Here is a 23,872-nt window from a genome sequence, read left to right as displayed (position 1 = left end):
AGATGAATACAATTTATAATGGGTTTACGTTTGTTGTAGAACCACGTGATCCTGCAACTGAAATATTAATTGCAGAATTAGGATATGCAGGTTTTGAAAGCTTTGTAGAGAATGAAACAGGGGTTGTGGCATATATTCAAAAGGAGGAATGCTATGATGATATTTTAAATGATATATATGTTTTGAATTCCAATGAATTCTCCATTCAGTATACAAAAGAAGAGATTGAACAAGTGAATTGGAATAGTGAATGGGAAAAGAATTTTTCACCTATTCAAGTTGATGATAAAGTTTCTATTAGGGCCCCTTTTCATGAAAATCCAAATTTAGAATATGATATTATCATAGAACCTAAGATGAGCTTTGGGACAGGGCATCATGAAACGACACATATGATGGTTCAGCATTTGTTAGAAATTGATGTGAAAGGAAAGAAAGCGTTAGACATGGGGTGTGGAACGGGAATTTTGGCCATTTTTGCTGAAATGAAGGGAGCCCAGCCTATTGATGCGATAGATATTGATAACTGGTGTTATTTAAACACAATTGAAAATGTGGACAGAAATAACTGTGAACATATATCATCTTATGAAGGTGAAGCAAGTTTGTTGGAAGGTAAAAAGTATGACTTGATAATAGCGAATATCAATAGGAATATTTTATTGAATGATTTGGAAGTTTATGCCAGTTGTTTATCGCAGGAAGGTGTTTTATTATTGAGTGGTTTTTATGAAGAGGATATTCCTTTGTTAGATGAAAAAGCGAGTGCTTTTGGTCTGACATTTCAAGAGAAAAAGAAAAGAAATAAATGGGTGTCTTTAAGGTATTTAAAAAAATCGTAATTTTGTTTACCAGAAGAAAATATAAAGGATGATGGAGAATATGAGTGTGAAAGAAAAAGTGCAAGAAGATGTTGATGTCCTTGAGATGTTAACTCCGAAACATGAGATCATATTACATAATGATGATGTGAATACATTTGATTTTGTAATAGAATCTTTAATAAGTGTTTGTGAACATACCTTAGAACAAGCTGAACAGTGTACTGTTTTGGTTCATTACAAAGGGAAATGTGCTGTTAAAACAGGTGAATATGATGAGTTGAAGCCAAAGTGTAGTAAGTTGCAAGAGCTTGGTTTATCTGCAGAACTTGTATAGATATAAGTAAAAGTTGAAAAAGTCAGGTTTTGAGTCTCATAACCTGACTTTTTTCTTTCTCATAAGTGTAGGTTTTATTTAAAACTTTTTAGATTCGTAGGATGTTATCAAAATGGAAAAAGAAAACGGTAATTAGAAGGTTTGCCAAAGATCGTATTATCGCTAAAAACACTAAAAGAAATCTAAACTCAAGGATTGTGAAGTCCGTTGGGATTCTGATGGAGGAGTCTCAGTTTTTAAAAAGTAATATCGTTTTAAATAAAATACAACAAGAATTGAACATACCACTTGATCATATTGATGTTTTGGTGTTTAAGTCGTATGAAAAAAATAAAGAATATTCAGATTTTGAATGTACCGAAAAAGATTTTGGCTGGTACGGAAGTTTAAAATTAAACAAGCTTCAAGAATTTGTTAAAAATGAATACGACTTGTTTATAAATTATGGATTTGAAGAAAATTTATATTGGAATGTAATAACTTTGCACTCTCTATCTAATTTTAAAGTAGGTTTTGCTTCGGATGATGATAGTTTGTATGATTTATCGGTTTCGGACGAAGGAAGAGATTTAGGAGTATTGACAACTGAGATGATCAAATATTTAAAGATTTTAAAGAAAATATAATGCAAGCATTTTTAGGAACAGGAAACGCTTTGATTACTCCTTTTAAAGAGGACAAAAGTGTAGATGTTGTGGCTTTGGAGCAATTAGTTGAATTTCAAATTGCGAACGGGGTGGAATATATAGTTGTTTTAGGAACAACTGCAGAATCTGTAACATTAACATCAGAAGAAAAAGAGCTTGTTAAAAAAACAATAATAGAAAAAACAGCAGGAAGAGTCCCTTTAGTTTTAGGCGTAGGAGGAAATAATACTTCAACTGTAGTTGCTGATTTGAAAAGTTTAGATTTATCTAAGTTTGATGCCGTGCTTTCTGTTTCTCCATATTATAACAAGCCTTCTCAAGAAGGTATATATCAACATTATGTTGCTGTTTCGGATGCGTCTCCCGTACCTGTAATTATTTACAACGTTCCTGGTAGAACTAGTTCAAATATAGAGCCGGCGACAGTAGTTAGGTTGGCAGAGACATGTGAAAAAATAATTGGCGTTAAAGAAGCGGCAGGTGATATGGTGCAAGCTATGAAGTTAATTCAAACTGTGCCAAATGAATTTCTTGTGATTTCAGGAGATGATATGATTGCTTTGCCGATGACATTGGCAGGTGGAGCAGGGGTGATTTCTGTATTGGGGCAAGCTTATCCTAAAGAGTTTTCGGATATGATTCGTTTAGGTCTAGAAAAATCAGCAGAAGCAGCATTTCAAATTCAATACCAAATGATGGATGTTGTAGATTTGATTTTTGAAGAAGGAAATCCCGTCGGAATTAAGGCATTGCTATCGATTTTAGAGGATATAAATACTTCTATGGAGGTTCGCTTACCATTAATTGCTGCAACTGAAAGTCTTCTAGAAAAGTTAAGACAGTTTGCACACGCATTTGCTTAAGTAGAAATTAACAATTTTTTAGGAGCCTAAAAAGTCTTCAATTCTAATTAGAACTTATTTTTGGTAGTGGTTTTCAAAGGAAATCACTTTAATAATTCATAAATAATGTCTAATTTTGCAAAATGCTTAAATTGAAACATCTAATATATTTATTATCCATCGTAATTTTGGCCTCTTGTAGTAGATACAATAGAGTGTTGAATAAAGGAAGCGTTTCGGATAAATATAAAATGGCTACAGAAATGTATGATGCCAAGAAGTTTGATAAAGCACTTCGTTTGTTTGAGATGATTACACCTGCCTATAAAGGGAAGCCTCAAATGGAGCGAATTCAGTTTATGGTGTCTATCTCTTATTTTAACACAAAGGACTATGCAAATGCTGCTTATTATTTTGAGAGATTTGTAACAAATTACCCTAAAAGTTCCAAAAAAGAAGAAGCTTCTTTTTATGCTGCAAAATGTCATTTTTTAGCTTCTCCTAAATATAGTGTAGATCAAACGGAAACTAAAGAGGCACTTATTGCTTTTCAGAAATACATCAACGCGTATCCAAATTCAAAAAGATTGCCAGAGGCAAACCTAATGGTTAAGGAGTTGCAATATAAATTGGAAACAAAAGCCTTTATGATTGCAAAGCAATATTTTGATATCGGTTATTACACTTCTGCTGTAGTTGCCTTTGATAACATGACTTCTCAATATTTAGGAACACAATATAGAGAAGAAGCTTTTTTTTATAAGTTTAAGTCTGCTTATGAATTAAGTGTCCGTAGTACCTTCACTAAGAAATATAAGAGATTAGTGGCGGCTGAAAAGGCATACGAAAAATTAGAAAGAAATTACCCTGAATCTAAATATCTTAAAGAGTCTCAAGTTTTATTGAAAAGGGTACAAAAAGAAATAGCATTAATATTAAGTTAATAAATAGTCAAGATGGATCACAAAAACACAAATGCACCAGATACTACTGTAACATATGATAAATCAAAAGTAGAAGCACCTACTGGAAATATCTATGAGGCAATTTCAATCATTGCAAAAAGAGCAGATCAAATTAATGGAGATTTGAAAAAGGAATTGGTAGAGAAGTTGGATGAGTTTGCTACGTACAGCGATAGTTTAGATGAGGTTTTTGAAAACAAAGAACAAATCGAAGTTTCTAAGTTTTACGAAAAATTACCTAAAGGACACGCTTTAGCAGTTGAAGAGTGGTTAAACGATAAAGTATATTTCAGAAATTCTGATAAAAAAGATTAGTCTACATGAGTGTTTTAAAAGGTAAAAAAATTCTATTAGGTGTAACCGCTGGAATTGCCGCCTACAAAACAGCTCATCTAGTAAGATTATTCATAAAAGCAGGAGCCGAGATCCAAGTGGTCATGACTCTTGCTTCTAAGGATTTTGTAACCCCGTTAACTTTATCAACTTTATCTAAAAATCCAGTTCATTCCGTTTTTTATGAGAAAAATGAAGAAAATGAATTATGGAACAACCATGTTGATTTAGGTTTATGGGCAGATTATATGGTAGTAGCACCTGCTACAGCCAATACCCTTTCAAAAATGGTGAATGGAATAGTTGATAATTTATTATTGGCTGTTTATCTGTCAGCTAAATGTCCGGTTTACTTTGCGCCAGCAATGGATTTGGATATGTTTAAGCATGATTCTACCACCGAAAATATAAAAAAATTACAGGAATACGGAAATTGCTTAATTCCTGCAGGAACTGGAGAACTAGCTAGTGGTTTAGTAGGTGAAGGAAGAATGGCGGAGCCGGAGGATATTGTTGCGTTTGTTGAAAATGATATTTTAGGTAAATTACCACTTAGAAATAAAAAGGTTTTGATAACGGCAGGGCCGACCTATGAAGCTATTGATCCTGTTCGATTTATAGGAAATCATTCCTCTGGGAAAATGGGATTTGAACTAGCCTTGCAAGCTGCAAATCTTGGAGCGACAGTTTATTTGATTACCGGTCCTTGTTCTTTAAGCATAGCACACTCTTCGGTTCATAGAATAAATGTAAAAAGTGCAGAGGAGATGTTTGATTCGGTTTTTGAATATTATGCTACAGTAGATATTGCGATTGCTGCAGCTGCAGTTGCTGATTATACTCCCGTTTCGGCAGCTGATCAAAAAATTAAAAAGAAAGAAGGAAATTTAACAATTGAGTTAAAGGCAACCAAAGATATTTTGGCGACTATGGGCGCTGAAAAGTGGAATCAATTTTTAGTGGGGTTTGCTTTAGAAACCAATGATGAGTTGGAGAATGCGAAAAGCAAGCTATCTAGAAAAAAATTAGATATGATTGTTCTCAATTCATTAAGAGATAAAGGAGCAGCATTTGGAGGAGATACAAATAAAATTTCTGTAATTGATGCATCCAATAATATCGTTGAATATTCGTTAAAGTCAAAAGAGGAAGTAGCAGCGGATATATTTTCTGAAATTCTAAAAAGAGTGAATGTTTAAAAAGTATCTTACATTTTTATTTTTCGTATTGATGGTTGCGATAGGATATTCGCAAGAGTTAAATTGCACGTTTTCGATTAACTCGGATCAAGTGGGTGTTAGCAATAAACAAGTTTTTCAAACTTTGGAAAGAGCTTTGACTGAATTTGTGAACAAACAACAATGGACTAATAAGGTTTATAAAAGTAATGAGAAAATCGATTGTGGTATGACCCTAATTGTTTCTTCATATACGAATAACAAAAATTTTTCAGGTACTCTACAAGTAAACGCAGTTCGTCCTGTTTTTGGAAGTAATTATAAAACTCCAATTTTTAACTTTAAGGATGATGCTATTTCCTTTGAATATACTGAATTTGAACCTTTGATTTACAATCCAGCCACGTATGAATCGAATTTGATTTCTTTAATTTCGTATTATGCGTATATGATCATTGCTATTGATGCTGATACTTTTTCGTTAAAAGGAGGAGAAAATTTTTATCAGCAAGCGTTAGATATCGTAAACCTTGCACAACAAGGGAATTATTCGGGATGGGAAGCAAAAAGAAATTCATTAAACAGGTATTCTCTTGTGGATTTAATTATTTCCAATGCTCATAGAGAATATAGAGAAATTATGTACGGTTATCATCGTTTAGGAATGGATGTGTTTGCGAACAATGCTGAAATAGCTAAGAATGAAATTTATGAACAGTTGATGAGTTTTGAGAATTTGAATAAAAGAAGTCAGAATTCATTTATGTTTAGAATTTTTTTCGATGCAAAATCTGATGAAGTTGTGGATGTTTTTGGATCTGGACCCGATTCGAATGTAAAAGATTTAAAAAAGTTGTTAAATAGGATCTCAGCTCCCAATAGCAACAAATGGAAAAAAATTTAATAATAGATTAAAGCTATTTTAAAGTCCTTGTTGAGGGCTTTTTTTTTGCTTCATATTTAAGGGAAAATTCACAAAAAGAATCGTTAAATTTACGGCATTCAAAAAAATAGCACACATAAAAATATTACATCTTGTTAACTACATTATCTATATCTAACTATGCTCTAATAAAAGAGTTACAAACGGATTTCACAAAAGGACTTTCTATAATTACTGGAGAAACTGGAGCAGGTAAATCTATTGTTTTAGGAGCTTTAGGACTTGTTATGGGGAATAGAGCCGATTTGAATAGTTTAAAGGATAGTGAAAAAAAATGTGTAATTGAGGCAACCTTTTCTGTAAAGGACTATCAGTTGAAAGAGTTTTTTGAGGACAAAGATCTAGATTATGAAGAAGAAGCAATAATTAGAAGGGAGATTTTACCAAGTGGTAAGTCTAGAGCTTTTGTAAATGACACTCCAGTGACACTCGCTATTTTAAATGTATTAAAAGAAAAGTTGATTGATGTTCATTCTCAGCATAAAACGGCACAATTATCTGAATCGAGTTATCAATTTCAGATTTTAGATGCCTTGGCAGGGAATTCAGATTTATTGGATAATTATGGTAATCAGCTTAAAACTTTCAAAAAACATGAAAAAGAGTTAGCGGTTCTATTACAAAGTCAAGAGGCTGCGAAACAAGAATATGCTTATAATTCACATTTGTATAATGAATTAATAGAGGCGAATCTAAAGGCGGGAGAACAAGAAGAATTAGAGGAAACTTTAGATCGTTTGAATAATATTGAAACAATCAGCGACGCATTATCAGGTGCCTTAAACTTAGCCACTGATGAGCAAGTGGGTGTGCAAACAAGTTTATATCAAATGAAGAATTCTTTGGATAAAATTTCAAGTTTTTCATCTGACTATGAAAGTTATGCATCTCGCATGGAGAGTATGAAGATTGAGTTGGATGACATAGTGTTTGAGTTAGAGAAATCGATTGAGAATGTAGATGTAAACCCTGAGGAAATAGAAAGTCTTAATGATAGATTACAGTTGATTTATACACTGCAAAAAAAGCATATGGTTAGTTCTATAGAGGAACTATTAAAAGTTCAGGAAGGATTGGAACTGAAGGTGGGACAGGTTGAAAACGCTTCTGAGTTATTGGAAAACAAGCAAGCTGTTATAGAACAAATAAAAATAAAATTACTTTCGTTTTGTGATAAAATTCACAAGAAGAGAAAAGCCTCTATTCCAAAATTAACAAAACAGTTAGAGGAGGTTTTGTCTAAGTTAGGGATGCCTAATGCAACGTTTAAAATTGAAATAAATGAGACTAAGGAGTTTTATTTCAATGGAAATGATGAACTAAAGTTTTTGTTTTCTGCTAATATGGGGGGAAATTACGATGAGTTGAAGAAAGTTGCTTCTGGAGGAGAGATGTCTCGAATTATGCTGGGTGTTAAATTAATACTTTCTAAATACACCAAGCTACCAACAATTATTTTTGATGAGATTGATACAGGTGTATCTGGAGAAGTGTCGAATAAGATTGCTGATGTGATGCATGAAATGGGAGATTATATGCAGGTAATTACAATTACCCATTTGCCTCAAATAGCAGCAAAAGGTGAATCTCATTTTAAAGTGTATAAAAAAGATGTAGAAGGAGTTACGACTACCTTTTTAAAGCCGCTAACAAAGGAAGAAAGAATAACCGAAGTAGCGGAGATTTTAGGAGGAAAAAACATCACAGATTCTGCATTAGAGCATGCAAAAGAATTATTAAAAGCATAAAGCAAGGATATAATATATGAAGCAGTATATGAATTTAAAAAAGATCACTCCATATGTGATTGCAATACTTGTTTTTACAGGAGTAGCACTCGCTTATTTTTCACCGGTGTTAAAAGGAGAAAAATTGTTTCAGAGTGATATTCAGCAGTTCAGAGGAATGTCTAAAGAAATTGTTGACTTTCGTGCAAAACATGGAGAAGAGCCCTATTGGACGGGGTCCGCTTTTTCTGGAATGCCATCTTATCAGCTGAGTACCTATTACCCACATGATTATGTAAAAAAAATAGATGGGCTGATACGTTTTTTACCAAGACCTGCTGATTATCTGTTTCTTTATTTTTTAGGATTTTTTATTCTGTTGATGGTCTTGAAGTTTGATTGGAGACTTGCGATTATAGGCTCATTAGCATTTGGATTTTCAACTTACTTTATAATTATCTTAGGAGTTGGACATAATGCAAAAGCGCATGCAATAGGATATATTCCGCTTGTTCTTGCTGGAATTTTACTTGTATTTGAATCTAAATATTTTTGGGGTTTTGTACTGACAACCCTGGCAATGGCACTAGAAATAAATACCAGTCACCCACAAATGACTTATTATTTAGGTTTTACAGTTTTGATTTTAGGTATTGTGTTTTTAATAGATGTTCTGAAATCTAAGGGTAATATCAAAGTATTTTTTTCGCAAGTTGGTATCATTGTTTTGGGAACGTTTTTAGCATTATGTATGAACGCTAGTAGTTTGTTAGCAACCAAAGAATATGCTGATAATAGTACTAGAGGGAAAAGTGAGTTAACCATTACAACAGACGGAAAAACCAAAAAGGCAAGTTCTGGTTTGTCTAAAAGTTATATTACCGAATATAGCTATGGAAAAATGGAGACTTTTAATTTGTTTATTCCAAGGTTTACAGGAGGAGCTAATAGTGAAAATTTAGGAAAGGAATCTAAAACTTATGAATTTTTAAGTTCAAAAATTGATAAGAATCAAGCCGCTGGTTTTGCAGAAAACATTCCAACGTATTGGGGAAGTCAACCCATAGTGGCTGCTCCGGCCTATATAGGTGCCATTTTTATATTTTTGTTTGTATTGGGGATTTTTATCGTGGATTCTAAATTAAAAACTTGGTTGGTTTCTGCTACTGTTTTTTCTATCCTAATGAGTTGGGGACATAATTTTGAGTTTTTAACGAATATTTTTATTGAATATGTTCCTTTATATAATAAATTTCGGGCAGTTAGTTCAATTCAAGTAATAGCTGAAGTTTGTATACCATTGCTTGGTTTATTGGCACTAAAGGAATTTTTTGGAAATAATTTATCGAAGGGAGAAAAAGAAAAACAATTAAAGAAAACTTTATTTATTGTTGGTGGAATTGCATTGTTTTTTACGTTGTTAGGTTCTATCGTGTTAGATTTTAATGGAACCAATGATGGATATTACGACAATATGTTGAAGGGCTTAGGAAGTGCCATCAAAGCAGATAGACAGGTTATTTTCTTTGATGACAGTCTTAGAACATTGCTTTTGGTGTTGATAAGTGCTGTGGTATTGTTTCTGTATCTAAGGGATACACTAAAGCAACAAGTAGTATTAGTTGTTTTCGGGGTTTTATTTTTGTTTGATATGGTTGGTACAGCAAGAAGATATGTAGATACAAGTGATTTTCATAATGCTAGACAAATAGAGAAACCTTTTGTGAAATCTAAAATTGATAAAGAGATTCTTCAGGATAAAGGTCATTACCGTGTAGCAAATTTTGCGGGTAATTTTATGAATGATGGGGCAACTTCTTATTTTCATAAATCAATCGGAGGATATCATGCAGCAAAATTAGGAAGGTATCAAGAGTTGGTAGATTTTCATATTTCAAAGAATAATATGGAAGTTTTAAATATGTTAAATACCAAATATTTTATCATTCCTAATGAAAAAGGAGAAAAGAGTTTGCAAGTTAACCCAGATATTAATGGAAATGCTTGGTTTGTTAGAGAGGTAAACCTTGTATCTACAGCAAATGAGGAAATATTGAGCTTAGGGGATTTCAATTCAAAACAAACTGCAATCGTCAACGAGTCAGAGTTCCCGCAATTTAAATCGTCGTTTAAGGCAAACGATTTAGATTCTTTATCAAAAATTGAGCTGGTAAATTATGAAACAAACCATCTCACCTATCAGTCAAAAAGTGATAAGGCACATCTTGCTATTTTTTCAGAGATATATTATAAAGAGGGTTGGAATGCTTATATAGATGGTGAATTGAAAAAACATTTAAGAGCAAATTATGTTTTAAGAGCCTTGGAAATACCAAAAGGTGAGCACATCATTGAATTTAAATTTGAACCTACAGTAATTGCAAAAGGTGGAATTATAAACCTTGTTTCTTTATTTGTTTTCTTGTTGATTTTAGTGGTAGTATTTGTTAAAAATAAAAAACAGAAAACGAGTGTATAAAACAATGCCAAATAAAAGGTATAAACATACCTTAGAGTTTTTACAAGAAGTATTACCGGCGCCTGCTGTAATTTTAGATTTAGGAGTTCGAAATCCCTTTTCTGAGATCATGGAGGAGCATGGGTATACCGTATATAACACGAATGGAGAAGATTTAGATGAGTTACCCAGAGTGGTAAATAATCAAAAAGTTGATGCTGTGACAGCGTTTGAAATTTTCGAGCATTTATTAGCGCCCTATAATGTTTTAAAACTTATTGAAGCAGATAAGTTGATCACTACAATACCTTTAAAATTGTGGTTTGCTAGTGCATATAGAAGCAAGACAGATATGTGGGACAGGCATTATCATGAGTTCGAAGATTGGCAATTTGATTGGTTGATAGAAAAATCTGGATGGAATTCTAAGCGAACTAAAAAATGGACAAGTCCAATTAAAAAAATTGGTTTGAGACCGATTTTAAGAAAATTTACGCCAAGATATTACGCAGTGTACGCAGAAAGAAAATAAATTATGAAAATAGGGATGCTTTTAGATGCTGTTTTTCCACCTGATCCAAGGGTGGAAAATGAAGCTTTAACCTTGATTAAGGCAGGGCATGAAGTATATCTGTTTTGTTTGCATTATGGCGAACAACTTGATCAAGAAGTTCATAAAGGAATTTTTGTAAAAAGATATGAGTCCTCAAAAATTGAGTATAAATTATCGGCATTGGCTTATACATTTCCATTTTATAAAAATATACTTGCGAAAAAGATTAGCCATTTTTTAGAGCTTAATTCGATAGAAGCAATCCATGTGCATGATCTTCAGTTGGCAGGTGCTGCTTTTAAAGCAAATACAAAGTTTCAGTTACCAATACATTTGGATTTACATGAGAATCGACCTGAAATAATGAAGTTCTATTCTCATTTGAATAAATTTCCAGGTAAATTTATCATTTTTCCTAGTCTATGGAAATATTTTGAGCAGAAGTATGTTGAAAAGTATACCAAAACTATTGTCGTAACCGAAGAGGCAAAGCAAGACTTATTGTCTCGTTGCAATATTTCTGAACATAAGATTGTGGTTGTACCGAATACGGTTCATAGGTCATTTTATAAAGACGCACTTTTTGATTCATCTATCATTGATAGGTATGTAAATGATTTTGTTATTCTGTATCTCGGAGATACTGGATTAAGACGAGGGTTAATGACTGTAATTGAAAGTTTGTCGAACTTGAAAGAGTTTATTACTAATTTAAAATTAGTAATTGTAGGAACGAGCAGTGAAGATGAAGTGCTGCATAATAAGGTAAAAGAATTAAATTTAGAGAGATACGTTGATTTTGAGGGTTGGCGAGATGTTTCCTTATTTCCTTCATATATAAAAGCCAGTAAGATTTGCGTTTCTCCGCTTCATAAAAATAAACATCACGATACTACTTATGCGAATAAAATTTTCCAATATATGAGTTTTGCAAAACCAATTTTGGTTAGTGATGTTACGGCTCAAAAAAATATTGTTGCCATGGCACATTCCGGGTTAACGCATAAAGCAGAAGATGCCTTTGATTTTGAGAAAAACATACTTCAACTTTATAGAGATCAATCTTTACAACAGGAGTATGGTGCAAATGGAAATAAATTTATTGAAAATGAGTTTACTTGGGAGCATACATCAAAAAACTTATTAAATCTATATAAAAATTTAGATTCTTGAAAGTTCTAATTCTAACATATTATTGGCCACCTGCTGGGGGGTCTGGAGTGCAACGTTGGTTGAAGTTTGTAAAATATTTACAAGATTTTGATATTACTCCTGTAGTTTATACGGTAGATAATCCGGATTTTTCTATTATCGATACTAGTTTAGAAAAAGATATTCCTAAAGGGATTGATGTTTTAAAGCAACCTATTTGGGAGCCATATAAATTGGCGAGTTTTTTCTCGAAAAATAAAAAAACACAAACCAATGCTGGTTTTTTGAATGCTAAACAAGGGCTGTTAAGTAAGTTTAGTACTTATGTTAGAGCAAATTATTTTATTCCTGATGCACGTATGTTTTGGATCAAACCTTCTGTGTTGTATTTAGAGGAATACTTGAAAGAAAACTCTATAGATGCTATCATATCTTCTGGACCACCTCATACCATGCATAGAATCGCATTTGAGTTGAAAAAAAGAACCGGAATTAAGTGGATTTCTGATTTTAGAGATCCATGGACAGATATAGATTATTTCCATCAGTTACCACTAAATAAGAGAGCTAAAAAAAAGCATTTTAAGATGGAGAAAGAAGTGCTAGAGCATTCCGATGCAGTTGTAGTTGTAGGAGAAACTATGCGAGAAAAATACCTAGCATACAATAAGAATACTGTTGTAATAACGAATGGATTTGATTTTATCCCATCCAAAACATCCGAATTGTTGGATGATACCTTTTCTATTACTCATATAGGAATGATGAATGAGGATAGAAATCCAAGTATGCTTTGGGAGGTTTTAAAGGAACTTTGTGAGGAAGAAGCTGAGTTTAAGAATAAATTGTGTATTCAATTGATTGGGAAATTAGATGCATCTGTAGAAATGGAATTGGAAAAAAATAATTTGAACGAGAATACTCGTATCATTTCTTATTTGCCGCATGAAGAAGTACATCTTTTTCAAAAAAAATCACAGGTATTGCTTTTAGCGGTCAATAATGTACCAAGTGCTAAAGGAATTATTACCGGAAAAATATTTGAATATTTAGTAGCGAAAAGACCTATTTTAGCAATCGGACCCGTTGATGGAGATTTGGCAAAAATATTATCTAGTTCTGAGGCCGGCCTTATTGTGCCATTTGGAGATAAGCATTCCTTAAGATTGAAAGTAAAAGAATTGTATAATTCATATAAAGGAGAAGGTTTACAGATAGCTTCTCAAAATATTGAAAAATATCATAGAAAAGAATTGACCAAACAGATGGCCGATTTGATAAAAAGAACAGTTTCATAAATGAAAAAAATTGTAACCATATTAGGGGCTAGACCTCAGTTTGTAAAAGCCGCTGTTTTAAGCAGAGTAATTGCGGAGAAGGATGAATACGAGGAGATACTTATTCATACCGGACAACATTATGATGAAAATATGAGTGCCGTTTTCTTTGAGGAAATGGAAATACCACACCCGAAATATAATTTGAATATAAATGGAGTAGGGCATGGAGCTATGACAGGTCAAATGCTTGAAAAAATAGAAGCCATTCTTTTAAAAGAAAAGCCTGATGCGGTTGTTGTATATGGTGATACTAATTCCACTTTAGCAGGTGCATTGGCAGCTCAAAAATTACAAATCAAGGTAGTGCATATTGAAGCAGGTTTACGATCTTTTAATATGGAAATGCCAGAAGAGGTGAATAGAATTTTAACAGACCGTATTTCAAGTTTGTTATTGTGTCCAACAGATACTGCCATAAAAAATTTGGATAAAGAAGGATATGCCAATTTAGATATAAAATATATCAATTGTGGTGATATTATGAAGGATGCGGTGAGTTATTACAGTAAAAATTCTGAAAAGAAATCTGATATTATCAAGGAATTAGGATTAGATAAAAATAATTTTGTTTTAGCAACCATCCATAGACAGGAGAATACGGATTCTTTAGAGTCTCTGAAAAATATTTTTGAAGGACTGTCAACAGTTCAAAAGGAATCTAAAGTGGTGATGCCAATTCATCCAAGAACGAAAAACATACTAACTAAAAACAATTTGGAATATCCTATTCAATTTATTGAGCCAGTTGGATATTTTGATATGCTAGAGTTATTGAAAAACTGTAATTTAGTTGTGACAGATAGTGGTGGCCTTCAAAAAGAAGCTTTTTTTAATAAAAAATACTGCATCGTAGCCAGAGAACAAACGGAATGGGTGGAGTTGGTGAATCATGGATACGCTAAACTAGTAGGCAGTGATTCAGAGAAAATGAGAATAGCATTTGAAAAATTTCAGATCCAAACTAAGGATTTTATGGAGAATCTTTTTGGTGATCAAGTAGGACTTAAAATTCACAATGCTATTAAAAGTTTGATTGAAAATTAATGGGAATAGTACTAAAGCAATCATTTAAAAATACTTTAACCATTTATGGTGCATTTGCTATTGGTGGGATTAATGCATTGTTTTTATACACTTCCTTTTTAGAAGATACGTATTACGGATTAGTGACATTTTTGTTATCTACTTCAAATTTATTGATGCCTTTTATTGGGTTTGGAGTTCAGTATACCATTTTAAAATTCTATTCATCCTATGTCTCAAAAATTGAACGGGATAGATTTTTATCAATAGCGTTAATTCTTCCATTGTTGGTTGCCATTCCTGTTGGGTTTATAGGTGTTCTATTTTATGAAGGAATTGCTTCTTATTTATCCTTGAAAAATCCTGTAGTAAAAAATTATGTAAGTGTTATTTATTTGGTAGCCATCGCTTGTGCTTATTTTGAAATATTTTATGCATGGTCTAAGGTGCAATTACAATCGGTTTATGGTAATTTATTAAAAGAATTATTTTCTAGAATAGCGGCCATGATTTTGCTTTTTTGTGTTTATTTTAAAATCATTAGCGTAGCAGATTTTGTATGGTATTTAACAGGTGCTTATTTTATACGAATGTTTTTAATGGGAACGTATGCCTTTTATTTATATCGTCCAAAATTAAAATTTGAAATGCCTGAAAATATGGTTGAAATATTCAGATATTCAGCCTATATAATTTTAGCGGGTGCAGCGGGTACCATATTAATTGATATCGATAAGTTTATGATTCCTCAAAAAGAGGCGATTGCTTTGACGGCTTATTATTCAGTAGGTGTGTATATTGGTTCTGTTGTAGAAACACCGGGAAGGGCAATGGCCCAAATTTTACAGCCCTTAATTGCAAAAGCACTAAACCAAAAGGATTTGGTAGAAGTGAAAAATCTTTATAGAAAGAGTTCTATCAATCTATTGGCGATATCTGGTTTGGTTTTTTTGTTGATAAATTTGAATATATCTGAAATGTTTCAATTGCTTCCAGAAAAATTTAGAGGAGGTGAATGGATCGTTCTATTTATTTCACTAGCTAAGTTATATCATATGTTTTTGGGAGGGAATGGTGCTATCATTTCTAATTCAAAATATTATAAAGTATTGCTACCTTATGGTGTTGCAATGGCACTATCTGTAATTATTTTGAATCATTATTTGATTGATTTGATGAGTATTGAGGGGGCGGCATTGTCTACTTTACTAGTAGTGCTTGTTTTTAACTCGATCAAACTTTTTTATGTAAAAAGTAAATTTAAGATGTACCCATTTACTTCAAAAACGCTGATGTTATTTGTAGTAATAAGTGTCTTTTATGCAGTTTTTTCTTTTTGGAATTTTCAGTTTCATCCTCTTTTCAATATTATATTAAAGGGAACTATTATAGCGGTACTTTATATAATAACTATCTACAGAATGAATATTTCATTAGAAATTAATACGACTATCAATAAGTTAAGATCAAGAGTTTTGTAATGTGTTGATGCGATTTGATAAAAAGTAAAAAAACAGTGTAATTGAATTTGTATATTTACGTCAAACACAATCAAAATAGAATTGAATGATTGAAGTTATTGAACAGAATTTAAGAAAGGGAGAGCACTTATTAAAAAGTATATCAAACGATCAATACAAAAATACAACTGTAGCACCTTATTATTCTAGCATAGGAACACATATTCGACACGTAATGGATATGTTTCATTGTATATTTGAAGGCCTAGAAGCAGGAAAGGTTGATTTGGCTGCAAGATCACGCAATAAAGCTGTGGAAGAACGGTTAGATTTGGGGCTTGATTATATACATATTACCATTGATAAATTGCAAGGAATTACTGAAGATAATCTAGATAAAAATATCATTGTATCAGATGATTTAGGGGCAGGAAAAGTAGAAGTTACTTATACCTTAGCCGCCGTATTAAGCCAAGCCCATAGTCATGCTATTCATCATTATGCAAGTATTGGTTATATCATTCATCAATTAGGCATAGAATTACCTGAAAATGGATTTGGGTTCAACCCTACGACACCCAAAAAAGCGGCAGTAAGTTCTATTTAAAAAGTGATTTTAAAACCGTTCTTATTCCATTAGCAACTAAAAATATAGCACATAAGGCAGCGGTAAAACCAATGACACTGAAAATGTAGTTGTTGTCTTTTTTTATGGCAGAAAATCCAATACTTATCATAATAGGAGCAAGAGCAATCAACGGAATTGCTCCAAAAATAAATTTAAGTCCTTTTTTTAGTAAATTTTGATCTGTACTCATTTTTTATGATGTTCTAAAACGTTTCTTACATTTCCGTATTTTTCCAACAATTTGGTAGCCTCCTCATAACTTACATTAAGAGAATCTACTACCATTCTATTGGCTCTGTCGATTAATTTAGAATTGGACAGTTTCATGTCTACCATTTTATTTCCTTTTACTTTTCCAAGTAATATCATGGTAGAAGTACTGATCATATTTAAAATAAGCTTTTGAGCCGTACCCGCTTTCATTCTGGAACTCCCAGTTACAAATTCTGGCCCAACGACAGATACAATTGGAAATTGAGCTGTCAAATGCAAGGGGCTATTTTCATTCATAGTGATACAACCCGTAATGATATTGTTTTCGTTTGCACTTTGTAATGCTCCTAGTACATAAGGGGTTGTTCCGGAAGCAGCAATCCCAATCACTACATCGTTGGTAGTAATATTATGTGCTTGCAAATCCTTCCAACCTTGAGTTGTATTGTCTTCAGCATTTTCTACAGCTTTACGAATGGCCTTATCACCTCCAGCGATTAGTCCAACAACCAATTCATGAGGTACACCAAATGTTGGTGGGCATTCAGATGCATCTAAAACCCCTAACCGTCCACTAGTTCCGGCTCCCATATAAAAAATTCTACCACCTTTTTTCAGTTTTGGAACAATCTGTTCCACTAAGGCAAGAATTTGTGGCTTGGATTTTTCCACAGCAAGCGCCACTTTTTTATCTTCATTGTTGATATGAGTCAGTAGGTCCTCTGCTGACATATTCTCAAGATTATTATAAAGAGAACTCTGTTCTGTTGTTTTTGAAAAATCCAAATTGTTATTTTTTTCAAAAATACTAAATGGTAGTTATTAATGATACTTCTATTCTCAGAAATATGAATAAATAATTATAAACTAAAAACGAAGACTCTCTAATTTTTATTTCATAATTAAATTAAAATGGAGGTAAGATGATTGCATCATCATCGTTTATAGTATATTTTACAACATCCATTTCAGATAATCTAAAATACCCTAGAGGTTTTTTGTTTGTATCTGAACTAGAGGTATTAATACAGTTCCCAATAACCTGAGCAGGAGGAGTTCCAAATGGGTTTCCACTCGATATTTGCTCAAGTAATAAGTCCATATAATTAAAATGTGTTTTAGAGGAGGCATAGAAGTATAGAGTTAAATCCTCTCCTGGTTTTAAACTATCGTCTTGTTCAAAAACACTATTTTCTTGTCCATCAGAAAACTCATCACTTCTTGTTCTATAAACGTCTACAGCATAATCAGCCGGGTAGCTAAATTGACTTAAATAATAGTTTTCTTCATCCGCAGGATCATCGTAGAAAAATTCAACTTTTATAACTTCTGTTCCAAAGAAATTATCCGTAGACTGTTCAATTCTGGTAATAGCCGGAGCAGCAAGGAGTGTTTCTTCTGCGGTATAAGATTCTCCTTTATAACTTACATTTAGAATATATGAATTTCCTATCACTGGGACAAATGAGGAAGTTGTATAGATTCCTGTACTTCCATCCTCAATAAAATCAAATTCTGCAAGACTTGTAGTGTTTGTTATTTTGACGGTGGCTCCGGTGGCAACAGGGACCGTTAAGTCATAGAATCCTGCTGTTTCTGTCAAACGTATCGCTTGTTCGTTACCTGCGGTTCCTTTCTCCCAGTTAATATTGGCATCAATTACCAAACGCTTTGGCCCTTCTTCTAAAGGTAAGTCAATAACGTCTTCGCAAGAAGTAAATAAAAGTATGGTGATTGCTAAGTATAAATATTTCATAACAATTAAAATTTAAAGTTGTAAGTAAATGAAGGTGTAAATCCAAATATTGAAGTTTTTACCGCTTCATTTTTACCCGTCATATCATTTTGTCTAAAATTGATAGAAGCCGCATTTCTTCTTCCGTATAGGTTATAGATACTAAACACCCATTCGCCTTGCCATTTTCTTGGTTTTTTAGGTTGGGGAGTATAGGTAGCTGAGATATCTAAGTGGTGATAGCTAGGCATGTTAAATTCATTTCTTTGACTATAAACAGGCACCTTTAATGTACTTGTTGAATTACTAAAATCGGCATTGATGTTGGTTTCATATTGCCCATTAGGATATGTAACCGGTTTTCCTGATTGGTAAACAAAATTTGCACCGAATCTCCATTTTTTATTCAAAAAGTAACTTGTGGTAACTGAAAGATCATGTAATTTATGATAAGGAGATTGGTACCATTCCCCATTGTTTATTCCAGTAGCTCCAGGAGTTGTTCCAACAACTTGTTGTTCTGTATTAGAAAGCGTGTAGCTGATCCAACCTTTAAAGTTACCCGTGTTTTTCTTTAAAGATAGTTCTAAACCATAAGATCTAGATTTACCGCTCAGAACTATTGTTTCAATTTGGTTTTGAGCAATTAAGTTGGCACCATCTCTGTAATCTAGTCTATTCTGAACGTCCTTATAATATACTTCTGTTTCAATAGAGTAATCTCCATCCTTAAGGTTTCTAAAATATCCTACGGCATATTGATCCAAAATTTGTGGCTCAATATATGGCCCACTCGGAGTCCATACATCTAATGGAGCTGCAGAAACAGTATTCGATATTAAGTGAATGTATTGAAACATTCTATTGTAGCTGGCTTTAAATGCATGAGTTTCATTAGGTGTGTAAGACATAGAAAGTCTTGGTTCAAGCCCATAAAAAGTTTTGATAACTTCTCCTCTGTCATAATCAGTTTGACCATCAATTACACCTTCTTCATATACACCCGTTGTGGTATTAAAAGTTATTGGTTCATTATTTTCATAGCTGTAAATAGGTTGTCCCCCCATTCTGTAGAATGAACTAACTCTAAGTCCGTAATTCATAGAAAATGTATCAGAAAAAGAGTGTTCTGCCATGGCGTACACTGCTGGTTCAATAGCGTATTTTTGATCTAATTTACTTGCAACAATAGAGGATTCACTAGAACTTGGAGTGATTTCTCCAGGATGAAAATGATAGTGAATACCGCTTAATCCATAGGATAGAGAAAAATCATCAGATAAATAATGCTTAAAGTCGTATTTGATATTGATATTTTGTATTCCAGAATCCCAATCAAACCCAACAAAGTCAAGGTTTAAAAAATATTGATATTCACTAAAAATAACGGTAAGGTTAGAGAATAATTTATCACTAAATAAATGGTTCCACCTTGTGTTAAAAGTTTGGTTTCCGTAGGAATTTACGAATAGGTTAGCGATATTAAATTTGTCTCTACCAAAATAACCAGAGAAGTATAATTTATTTTTTTGATCTAAGTCAAAATTTAACTTGGCATTTAAATCATAGAAATAAATGGTATTGTCTTTTGTTTCTGGGTTTAATTTTAAAAATAAATGGGCATAGGAACCACGTCCTGCAATCAAGTAAGAACTTTTATTATTTTGAATAGGTCCTTCCGCCATTAATCTACTAGAAATTAATCCGATTCCACCGGTAAAATGATGTTCTTTTTTATTACCATTTTTTTGATGCACATCTAAAACAGAAGATACACGACCACCATATTTGGCAGGAATACCACCTTTATAAAGTTTTACATCCTTGATGGCATCTGCATTAAAAATAGAGAAAAATCCAAAAAAGTGAGAAGAACTATAGAGTGTTGCTTCATCTAACAAAATCAAGTTTTGATCTTCAGCTCCTCCTCGAACGTTAAAACCAGAGGCACCTTCACCAGCACTTGTAACACCAGGAAGCAATTGAATAGATTTAATGATATCTACCTCTCCTAATACCACAGGCATTTCTTTAATTGTGTTCACAGAAATTTTATGAACACTCATTTCTGGTTTTTTTAGATTCATTACCCTGTTGTTACTCTTAACAATAACTTCGTCAATTTCTTCGCTTGCTAGTTTCAAACTGAAATTTTCCTTGAGGTTGCCATCAAGCATAATTTTTTTGACAATTGTTTGGTATCCCAAGTAGCTTATTTCTAGGTTGTATTCCCCTTTTGGTAAGGTTATAGAATAAAAACCATAACCATTTGTTACGGTTCCTCTCTGCTGATCAGGAAATATTACATTTACTCCAATAAGCGTTTCTCCACTGCTTTCTTCCGATACAATACCACTCAAGGTGTAATTGTCCTGGGCATAACTAAAGCTCGATACTAATAATAGTAGCAGGACTAGGATTTTTTTATTCATAATTGTTTAGTGTAATTCTAAAAATGTTAAACAAAAATACACTTTTCTGTTGATTTTACTATCTTTTATAAGATGTTATTTGTCTATACAAGTATTAATTTAACTTATAACGATGAAAAAAATAGTAAATTTTTAAATGTGCAATTTTTCGAGCAAATATAGTAGGTTTTCATGTCATAACAGATTGGTTGCTGATTTTTAACATTAGCGTAATATTAAATTTTACCTAAAAAAAATAATTAAACATGTATCTTCGAATTTCAATTGAAAAAAATATGAAAACCTATCGAGTACAAAAAGTGCCAAATAATTTAATTGAGATAACTGGGAAATCTAAATCTGATCTCTGGGATAGAGCTGAAACTATTTCTGAATTTGTCTCACCCTGGAGTACTGATGCAATTGCAAAAATTAATTTCAAAGCTCTTTATGATGATGAAAATTTCTATTTTTCATTTTTGGTTGAAGATTCAGATATATATATTGACCGATCTGGGGATAGTGTTGAAAATATTGGGAATTCGGATAGAGTAGAATTATTTTTTAGAAAGAACAAGGACTTAGATCCTTATTATTGTTTAGAGATTGATCCTTCGGTCAGAATTATGGACTTCAAAGCTAAGCCAAACAAAAATTTTGATTTTAATTGGAACTGGCCAAAGAATGACATCTTTGTAAAGTCGGATATTCAAAATAATCTTTTTATTGTAGAAGGGGCTATTTCATTAAAAAGTTTGGAAGAGTTTGGTTTGATTGATAATCATAAAATTGAAACAGGTGTCTTTCGTGCGAAATATAATTTGAATGAGAAGGGATCTTATGAACCTACATGGATTAGTTGGGTTGACCCTGATACCGAGGAACCGAATTTTCATATTGAAAGTTCATTTGGTGTTTTTGAATTGGTTGATTTATTGTAGGTATTGCTCGTAATTTTCAGAATTGATGATGTCTATGGGAAGTAAAGTTTGTTCTGGTAACTTGGTGCCAAATAATAAGAATTCCGCCAATTGACTCAATCCAAGAAAGGTTTGTTGCTGTGGGTTTTGATGTATCAAAAAATCGATTGCATTTGATTTTAATAAATTGATATTTTCGTGAATTAAATCATACCCAACAATTTTTAATTTATTAGATACTTTGGAATTCAGTTTTCCTGCTATATAGGTTTTTGAGGTGGTAACAAAAATCCCATCTGCTGAGTGTTCATTTACAAAATTTTCAAGTTTTTCAGCAGAAACAGAAGTGTCGTTGTGATTGCTTTGATAAGTTAGTATTTTAAATGCCTTTAAATTTTGATTCTCAAAGAATTCACGAAACCCTTGCTCTTTGGCTTGCATATGAGTTGCATTATCAAAATCTTGATCGATATGTGCAATTACGATGGTTCCATCTTTTAAAAGAGTGTCAAATAGCTTGGCACCAATTCTTCCACTTTTATGCAAATCTTGTCCGATAAAACTTATGTTTTCCGATGATTTAATCGTGTTGTTAAATGTGGAAAGTAAAATTTCATTTTCTGTACATAGTTCAGCCACATGCAATGCTTCTTTATAAAAGAGAGGAACCATAAGGATAGCATCTGGTTTACTTTCGATAACATTTTTAGAGACCTCTACAAAATCTTTGGTTGATTTAGAGGCGTAGGTTACTGTGTCTATTGCTATGCCAAAATTTTGAAACTTTTCTAATACTTGTGTAACTGCTATCAAACAAGGGGACCAGAAAGAATCTTCCTTAACATCAGGAATGATAAGTGATAATCTATATATTTTATTGCTTTTTAAAGTTTTAGCGATTGGGTTTGGTTTGTATTCTATTTGGTCTAGTATGGCATTTACTTTTTTAAGAGCATCTTCAGAGACACGTCCGCGTTTGTGTAAAACTCTGTCTACCGTTCCTTTTGAAACACCTGCTAATTCAGCAATGTCCTTTATAGTGTATTTTTTTATCATATAGCAAATATAACATTTTTTTAATATTGTTCTCGAGCACACTGTTTTCTTGTGCTCGAGCACAATTTTGATGTGTTTTCGAACACATGTTTAAGTGTGTTCGAGCACATTTTTTGTGTTTTTTCTTTTTTTATCAATTGATATTGTATAGTTTTGTAGAAGTAAAAACAGAATATTACTTGTTAAGTTGTTGAAATATAGATAATAAAAAAAATAAAACATGAGTAAAAATAAACCGACATTAGTAGTACTAGCAGCAGGAATGGGAAGTAGGTACGGAGGGCTGAAGCAAATAGATTCTTTTACACCTGAAGGTGATACGATAATTGATTTTTCAATTTTTGATGCTTTGGAAGCTGGCTTCGGGAAGTTTGTCTTTATCATTAGAAAAAGTTTTGAAAAGGAATTTAAAGAAATTTTCAACCCAAAGTTAAAGGGAAAGGCAGAGGTAGCATATGTATATCAAGAATTAGACAGTGTGCCTGAAAAATTTATCAACCCAAAGCGAACTAAACCATGGGGAACAGGACATGCTTTACTAATGACCAAAGAGGTAATAGATTCAAATTTTGCCATTATTAACGCGGATGATTTTTATGGAAAGCAAGCTTTTAAGATAATGGCAGATGCGTTGCAAGAAATTGATGAGGAATCTTACGATTTTAATATGATTGCCTATTCTTTAAAAAATACTGTGTCAGAATACGGTTTTGTTTCTCGTGGAGAGTGTCAAGTAGATGAAAACGGATTTTTATTAGATGTTACAGAGCGCACACATATAGAAAAGATAAATGGAAGCCTCAAGAGAAAGAATGCTCAAGGGGAATTTATTGATATAGATGAAAATGTTACTGTTTCAATGAATTTTTGGGGCTTCACACCTAAATGCTTCGACTTTGGAAGTCAGTTGTTTGAAGAGTTTTTGGAAGACAATATAGAAAATCTAAAAGCAGAATTTTTCCTACCCTCTGTTGTCAATGAAATTTTAAAATCTGGCAAAGCAAAAGTCGAAGTATTAAAATCAGACGCTCAATGGTTTGGAGTAACTTATAAAGAAGATAAAGAAATTGTCCAAGAGGCAGTATTGAAATTAAAGGAAGCGAATGAGTACCCTGTAAATCTATGGTAAA

General features: G+C 32.6%; 23 protein-coding genes. 18 read left to right on the top strand and 5 right to left on the bottom strand.

The window, feature by feature from the left end; all coding sequences use genetic code 11:
• Nucleotides 1-2: 2 nt before the first annotated feature.
• From prmA to AC2DGP_RS05645, 16 genes are all read left to right on the top strand, one after another.
• Nucleotides 3-842 (top strand): 50S ribosomal protein L11 methyltransferase, encoded by an 840-nt coding sequence (prmA, locus tag AC2DGP_RS05720; protein ID WP_484492057.1) that lies wholly within the window; start codon nucleotides 3-5, stop codon nucleotides 840-842.
• Nucleotides 843-882: 40 nt separating this feature from the next.
• Nucleotides 883-1,158, top strand: a complete 276-nt coding sequence (locus AC2DGP_RS05715) for an ATP-dependent Clp protease adaptor ClpS (protein WP_300325440.1) — start codon at nucleotides 883-885, stop codon at nucleotides 1,156-1,158.
• A 101-nt stretch (nucleotides 1,159-1,259) separates the two neighbouring features.
• Nucleotides 1,260-1,784: a DUF6913 domain-containing protein gene (locus AC2DGP_RS05710; RefSeq protein WP_484492056.1), complete on the top strand. Its 525-nt coding sequence runs from the start codon at nucleotides 1,260-1,262 to the stop codon at nucleotides 1,782-1,784.
• Nucleotides 1,784-2,668: a 4-hydroxy-tetrahydrodipicolinate synthase gene (gene dapA / locus AC2DGP_RS05705; RefSeq protein ID WP_484492055.1), complete on the top strand. Its 885-nt coding sequence runs from the start codon at nucleotides 1,784-1,786 to the stop codon at nucleotides 2,666-2,668. The genes AC2DGP_RS05710 and dapA overlap by 1 nt, the downstream gene beginning before the upstream one ends.
• 131 nt (nucleotides 2,669-2,799) lie before the next feature.
• The gene (locus tag AC2DGP_RS05700) at nucleotides 2,800-3,591 is read left to right on the top strand and encodes an outer membrane protein assembly factor BamD (protein WP_484492054.1); all 792 of its coding nucleotides are present in this window, start codon (nucleotides 2,800-2,802) and stop codon (nucleotides 3,589-3,591) included.
• Nucleotides 3,592-3,603: 12 nt separating this feature from the next.
• A complete protein-coding gene (locus AC2DGP_RS05695; protein WP_484492053.1) occupies nucleotides 3,604-3,927 on the top strand; it encodes a DNA-directed RNA polymerase subunit omega in 324 nt (107 codons plus the stop codon).
• Nucleotides 3,928-3,932: 5 nt separating this feature from the next.
• A complete protein-coding gene (gene coaBC, locus AC2DGP_RS05690) occupies nucleotides 3,933-5,144 on the top strand; it encodes a bifunctional phosphopantothenoylcysteine decarboxylase/phosphopantothenate--cysteine ligase CoaBC (RefSeq protein WP_484492052.1) in 1,212 nt (403 codons plus the stop codon).
• Complete coding sequence (porD, locus tag AC2DGP_RS05685) at nucleotides 5,137-6,027, top strand: type IX secretion system protein PorD (protein ID WP_484492051.1); 891 nt, start codon at nucleotides 5,137-5,139, stop codon at nucleotides 6,025-6,027. Before coaBC ends, porD begins: the two co-directional genes overlap by 8 nt.
• 131 nt (nucleotides 6,028-6,158) lie before the next feature.
• A complete protein-coding gene (gene recN / locus AC2DGP_RS05680; protein WP_484492050.1) occupies nucleotides 6,159-7,814 on the top strand; it encodes a DNA repair protein RecN in 1,656 nt (551 codons plus the stop codon).
• A 28-nt stretch (nucleotides 7,815-7,842) separates the two neighbouring features.
• A complete protein-coding gene (locus AC2DGP_RS05675) occupies nucleotides 7,843-10,272 on the top strand; it encodes a YfhO family protein (protein WP_484492049.1) in 2,430 nt (809 codons plus the stop codon).
• A gap of 4 nt (nucleotides 10,273-10,276) precedes the next feature.
• A complete protein-coding gene (locus AC2DGP_RS05670; protein ID WP_484492048.1) occupies nucleotides 10,277-10,783 on the top strand; it encodes a methyltransferase in 507 nt (168 codons plus the stop codon).
• A gap of 3 nt (nucleotides 10,784-10,786) precedes the next feature.
• Complete coding sequence (locus AC2DGP_RS05665) at nucleotides 10,787-11,977, top strand: glycosyltransferase family 4 protein (RefSeq protein ID WP_484492047.1); 1,191 nt, start codon at nucleotides 10,787-10,789, stop codon at nucleotides 11,975-11,977.
• Complete coding sequence (locus tag AC2DGP_RS05660) at nucleotides 11,974-13,254, top strand: glycosyltransferase family 4 protein (protein WP_484492046.1); 1,281 nt, start codon at nucleotides 11,974-11,976, stop codon at nucleotides 13,252-13,254. The genes AC2DGP_RS05665 and AC2DGP_RS05660 overlap by 4 nt, the downstream gene beginning before the upstream one ends.
• The gene (wecB, locus tag AC2DGP_RS05655; protein WP_484492045.1) at nucleotides 13,255-14,340 is read left to right on the top strand and encodes a non-hydrolyzing UDP-N-acetylglucosamine 2-epimerase; all 1,086 of its coding nucleotides are present in this window, start codon (nucleotides 13,255-13,257) and stop codon (nucleotides 14,338-14,340) included.
• Entirely contained in the window at nucleotides 14,340-15,800 is a 1,461-nt protein-coding gene (locus tag AC2DGP_RS05650; protein ID WP_484492044.1) for a lipopolysaccharide biosynthesis protein, read from the top strand. Before wecB ends, AC2DGP_RS05650 begins: the two co-directional genes overlap by 1 nt.
• A gap of 85 nt (nucleotides 15,801-15,885) precedes the next feature.
• A complete protein-coding gene (locus AC2DGP_RS05645; protein ID WP_484492043.1) occupies nucleotides 15,886-16,386 on the top strand; it encodes a DinB family protein in 501 nt (166 codons plus the stop codon).
• Here AC2DGP_RS05645 and AC2DGP_RS05640 read toward each other — a convergent pair.
• From AC2DGP_RS05640 to AC2DGP_RS05625, 4 genes are all read right to left on the bottom strand, one after another.
• Nucleotides 16,379-16,597, bottom strand: a complete 219-nt coding sequence (locus tag AC2DGP_RS05640; protein ID WP_484492042.1) for a DUF6095 family protein — start codon at nucleotides 16,595-16,597, stop codon at nucleotides 16,379-16,381. The two genes, AC2DGP_RS05645 and AC2DGP_RS05640, sit on opposite strands and share 8 nt — an antisense overlap.
• Nucleotides 16,594-17,406 carry an N-acetylmuramic acid 6-phosphate etherase gene (gene murQ, locus AC2DGP_RS05635; protein WP_484492041.1) on the bottom strand — a complete coding sequence of 271 codons (813 nt, stop codon included), beginning with the start codon at nucleotides 17,404-17,406 and terminating at the stop codon, nucleotides 16,594-16,596. Before murQ ends, AC2DGP_RS05640 begins: the two co-directional genes overlap by 4 nt.
• A 121-nt stretch (nucleotides 17,407-17,527) precedes the next feature.
• Nucleotides 17,528-18,376: a DUF4249 family protein gene (locus AC2DGP_RS05630; RefSeq protein WP_484492040.1), complete on the bottom strand. Its 849-nt coding sequence runs from the start codon at nucleotides 18,374-18,376 to the stop codon at nucleotides 17,528-17,530.
• A 5-nt stretch (nucleotides 18,377-18,381) separates the two neighbouring features.
• Entirely contained in the window at nucleotides 18,382-20,787 is a 2,406-nt protein-coding gene (locus tag AC2DGP_RS05625) for a TonB-dependent receptor (RefSeq protein ID WP_484492039.1), read from the bottom strand.
• Between the two features lie 275 nt (nucleotides 20,788-21,062).
• Here AC2DGP_RS05625 and AC2DGP_RS05620 point away from each other — a divergent pair, with 275 nt between their 5' ends.
• Nucleotides 21,063-21,707 (top strand): sugar-binding protein, encoded by a 645-nt coding sequence (locus AC2DGP_RS05620; protein ID WP_484492038.1) that lies wholly within the window; start codon nucleotides 21,063-21,065, stop codon nucleotides 21,705-21,707.
• Here AC2DGP_RS05620 and AC2DGP_RS05615 read toward each other — a convergent pair.
• Nucleotides 21,699-22,742 carry a substrate-binding domain-containing protein gene (locus AC2DGP_RS05615; protein WP_484492037.1) on the bottom strand — a complete coding sequence of 348 codons (1,044 nt, stop codon included), beginning with the start codon at nucleotides 22,740-22,742 and terminating at the stop codon, nucleotides 21,699-21,701. The two genes, AC2DGP_RS05620 and AC2DGP_RS05615, sit on opposite strands and share 9 nt — an antisense overlap.
• Before the next feature lie 220 nt (nucleotides 22,743-22,962).
• On the opposite strand from AC2DGP_RS05615, the gene AC2DGP_RS05610 reads away from it, so the two are divergent.
• On the top strand, nucleotides 22,963-23,871 hold the full coding sequence (locus tag AC2DGP_RS05610; protein WP_484492036.1) for a nucleotidyltransferase family protein: 909 nt from the start codon (nucleotides 22,963-22,965) through the stop codon (nucleotides 23,869-23,871).
• Nucleotide 23,872 lies beyond the last annotated feature (1 nt).

It is taken from the genome of Flavicella sp. IMCC45537 (assembly GCF_057197705.1).
The sequence above is the reverse complement of the archived record's forward strand: the minus strand, read 5'-3'. Positions and strand labels throughout refer to the sequence as shown.

Excerpts from the sequence above, each read along its gene's own strand:
- prmA (WP_484492057.1), top strand. The coding sequence starts at position 3 with ATGAATACAATTTATAATGGGTTTACGTTTGTTGTAGAACCACGTGAT.
- AC2DGP_RS05715 (WP_300325440.1), top strand. The coding sequence starts at position 883 with ATGAGTGTGAAAGAAAAAGTGCAAGAAGATGTTGATGTCCTTGAGATG.
- AC2DGP_RS05710 (WP_484492056.1), top strand. The coding sequence starts at position 1,260 with ATGTTATCAAAATGGAAAAAGAAAACGGTAATTAGAAGGTTTGCCAAA.
- dapA (WP_484492055.1), top strand. The coding sequence starts at position 1,784 with ATGCAAGCATTTTTAGGAACAGGAAACGCTTTGATTACTCCTTTTAAA.
- AC2DGP_RS05695 (WP_484492053.1), top strand. The coding sequence starts at position 3,604 with ATGGATCACAAAAACACAAATGCACCAGATACTACTGTAACATATGAT.
- coaBC (WP_484492052.1), top strand. The coding sequence starts at position 3,933 with ATGAGTGTTTTAAAAGGTAAAAAAATTCTATTAGGTGTAACCGCTGGA.
- porD (WP_484492051.1), top strand. The coding sequence starts at position 5,137 with ATGTTTAAAAAGTATCTTACATTTTTATTTTTCGTATTGATGGTTGCG.
- AC2DGP_RS05675 (WP_484492049.1), top strand. The coding sequence starts at position 7,843 with ATGAATTTAAAAAAGATCACTCCATATGTGATTGCAATACTTGTTTTT.
- AC2DGP_RS05670 (WP_484492048.1), top strand. The coding sequence starts at position 10,277 with ATGCCAAATAAAAGGTATAAACATACCTTAGAGTTTTTACAAGAAGTA.
- AC2DGP_RS05665 (WP_484492047.1), top strand. The coding sequence starts at position 10,787 with ATGAAAATAGGGATGCTTTTAGATGCTGTTTTTCCACCTGATCCAAGG.
- wecB (WP_484492045.1), top strand. The coding sequence starts at position 13,255 with ATGAAAAAAATTGTAACCATATTAGGGGCTAGACCTCAGTTTGTAAAA.
- AC2DGP_RS05650 (WP_484492044.1), top strand. The coding sequence starts at position 14,340 with ATGGGAATAGTACTAAAGCAATCATTTAAAAATACTTTAACCATTTAT.
- AC2DGP_RS05645 (WP_484492043.1), top strand. The coding sequence starts at position 15,886 with ATGATTGAAGTTATTGAACAGAATTTAAGAAAGGGAGAGCACTTATTA.
- AC2DGP_RS05640 (WP_484492042.1), bottom strand. The coding sequence starts at position 16,597 with ATGAGTACAGATCAAAATTTACTAAAAAAAGGACTTAAATTTATTTTT.
- AC2DGP_RS05630 (WP_484492040.1), bottom strand. The coding sequence starts at position 18,376 with ATGAAATATTTATACTTAGCAATCACCATACTTTTATTTACTTCTTGC.
- AC2DGP_RS05625 (WP_484492039.1), bottom strand. The coding sequence starts at position 20,787 with ATGAATAAAAAAATCCTAGTCCTGCTACTATTATTAGTATCGAGCTTT.
- AC2DGP_RS05620 (WP_484492038.1), top strand. The coding sequence starts at position 21,063 with ATGAAAACCTATCGAGTACAAAAAGTGCCAAATAATTTAATTGAGATA.
- AC2DGP_RS05615 (WP_484492037.1), bottom strand. The coding sequence starts at position 22,742 with ATGATAAAAAAATACACTATAAAGGACATTGCTGAATTAGCAGGTGTT.
- AC2DGP_RS05610 (WP_484492036.1), top strand. The coding sequence starts at position 22,963 with ATGAGTAAAAATAAACCGACATTAGTAGTACTAGCAGCAGGAATGGGA.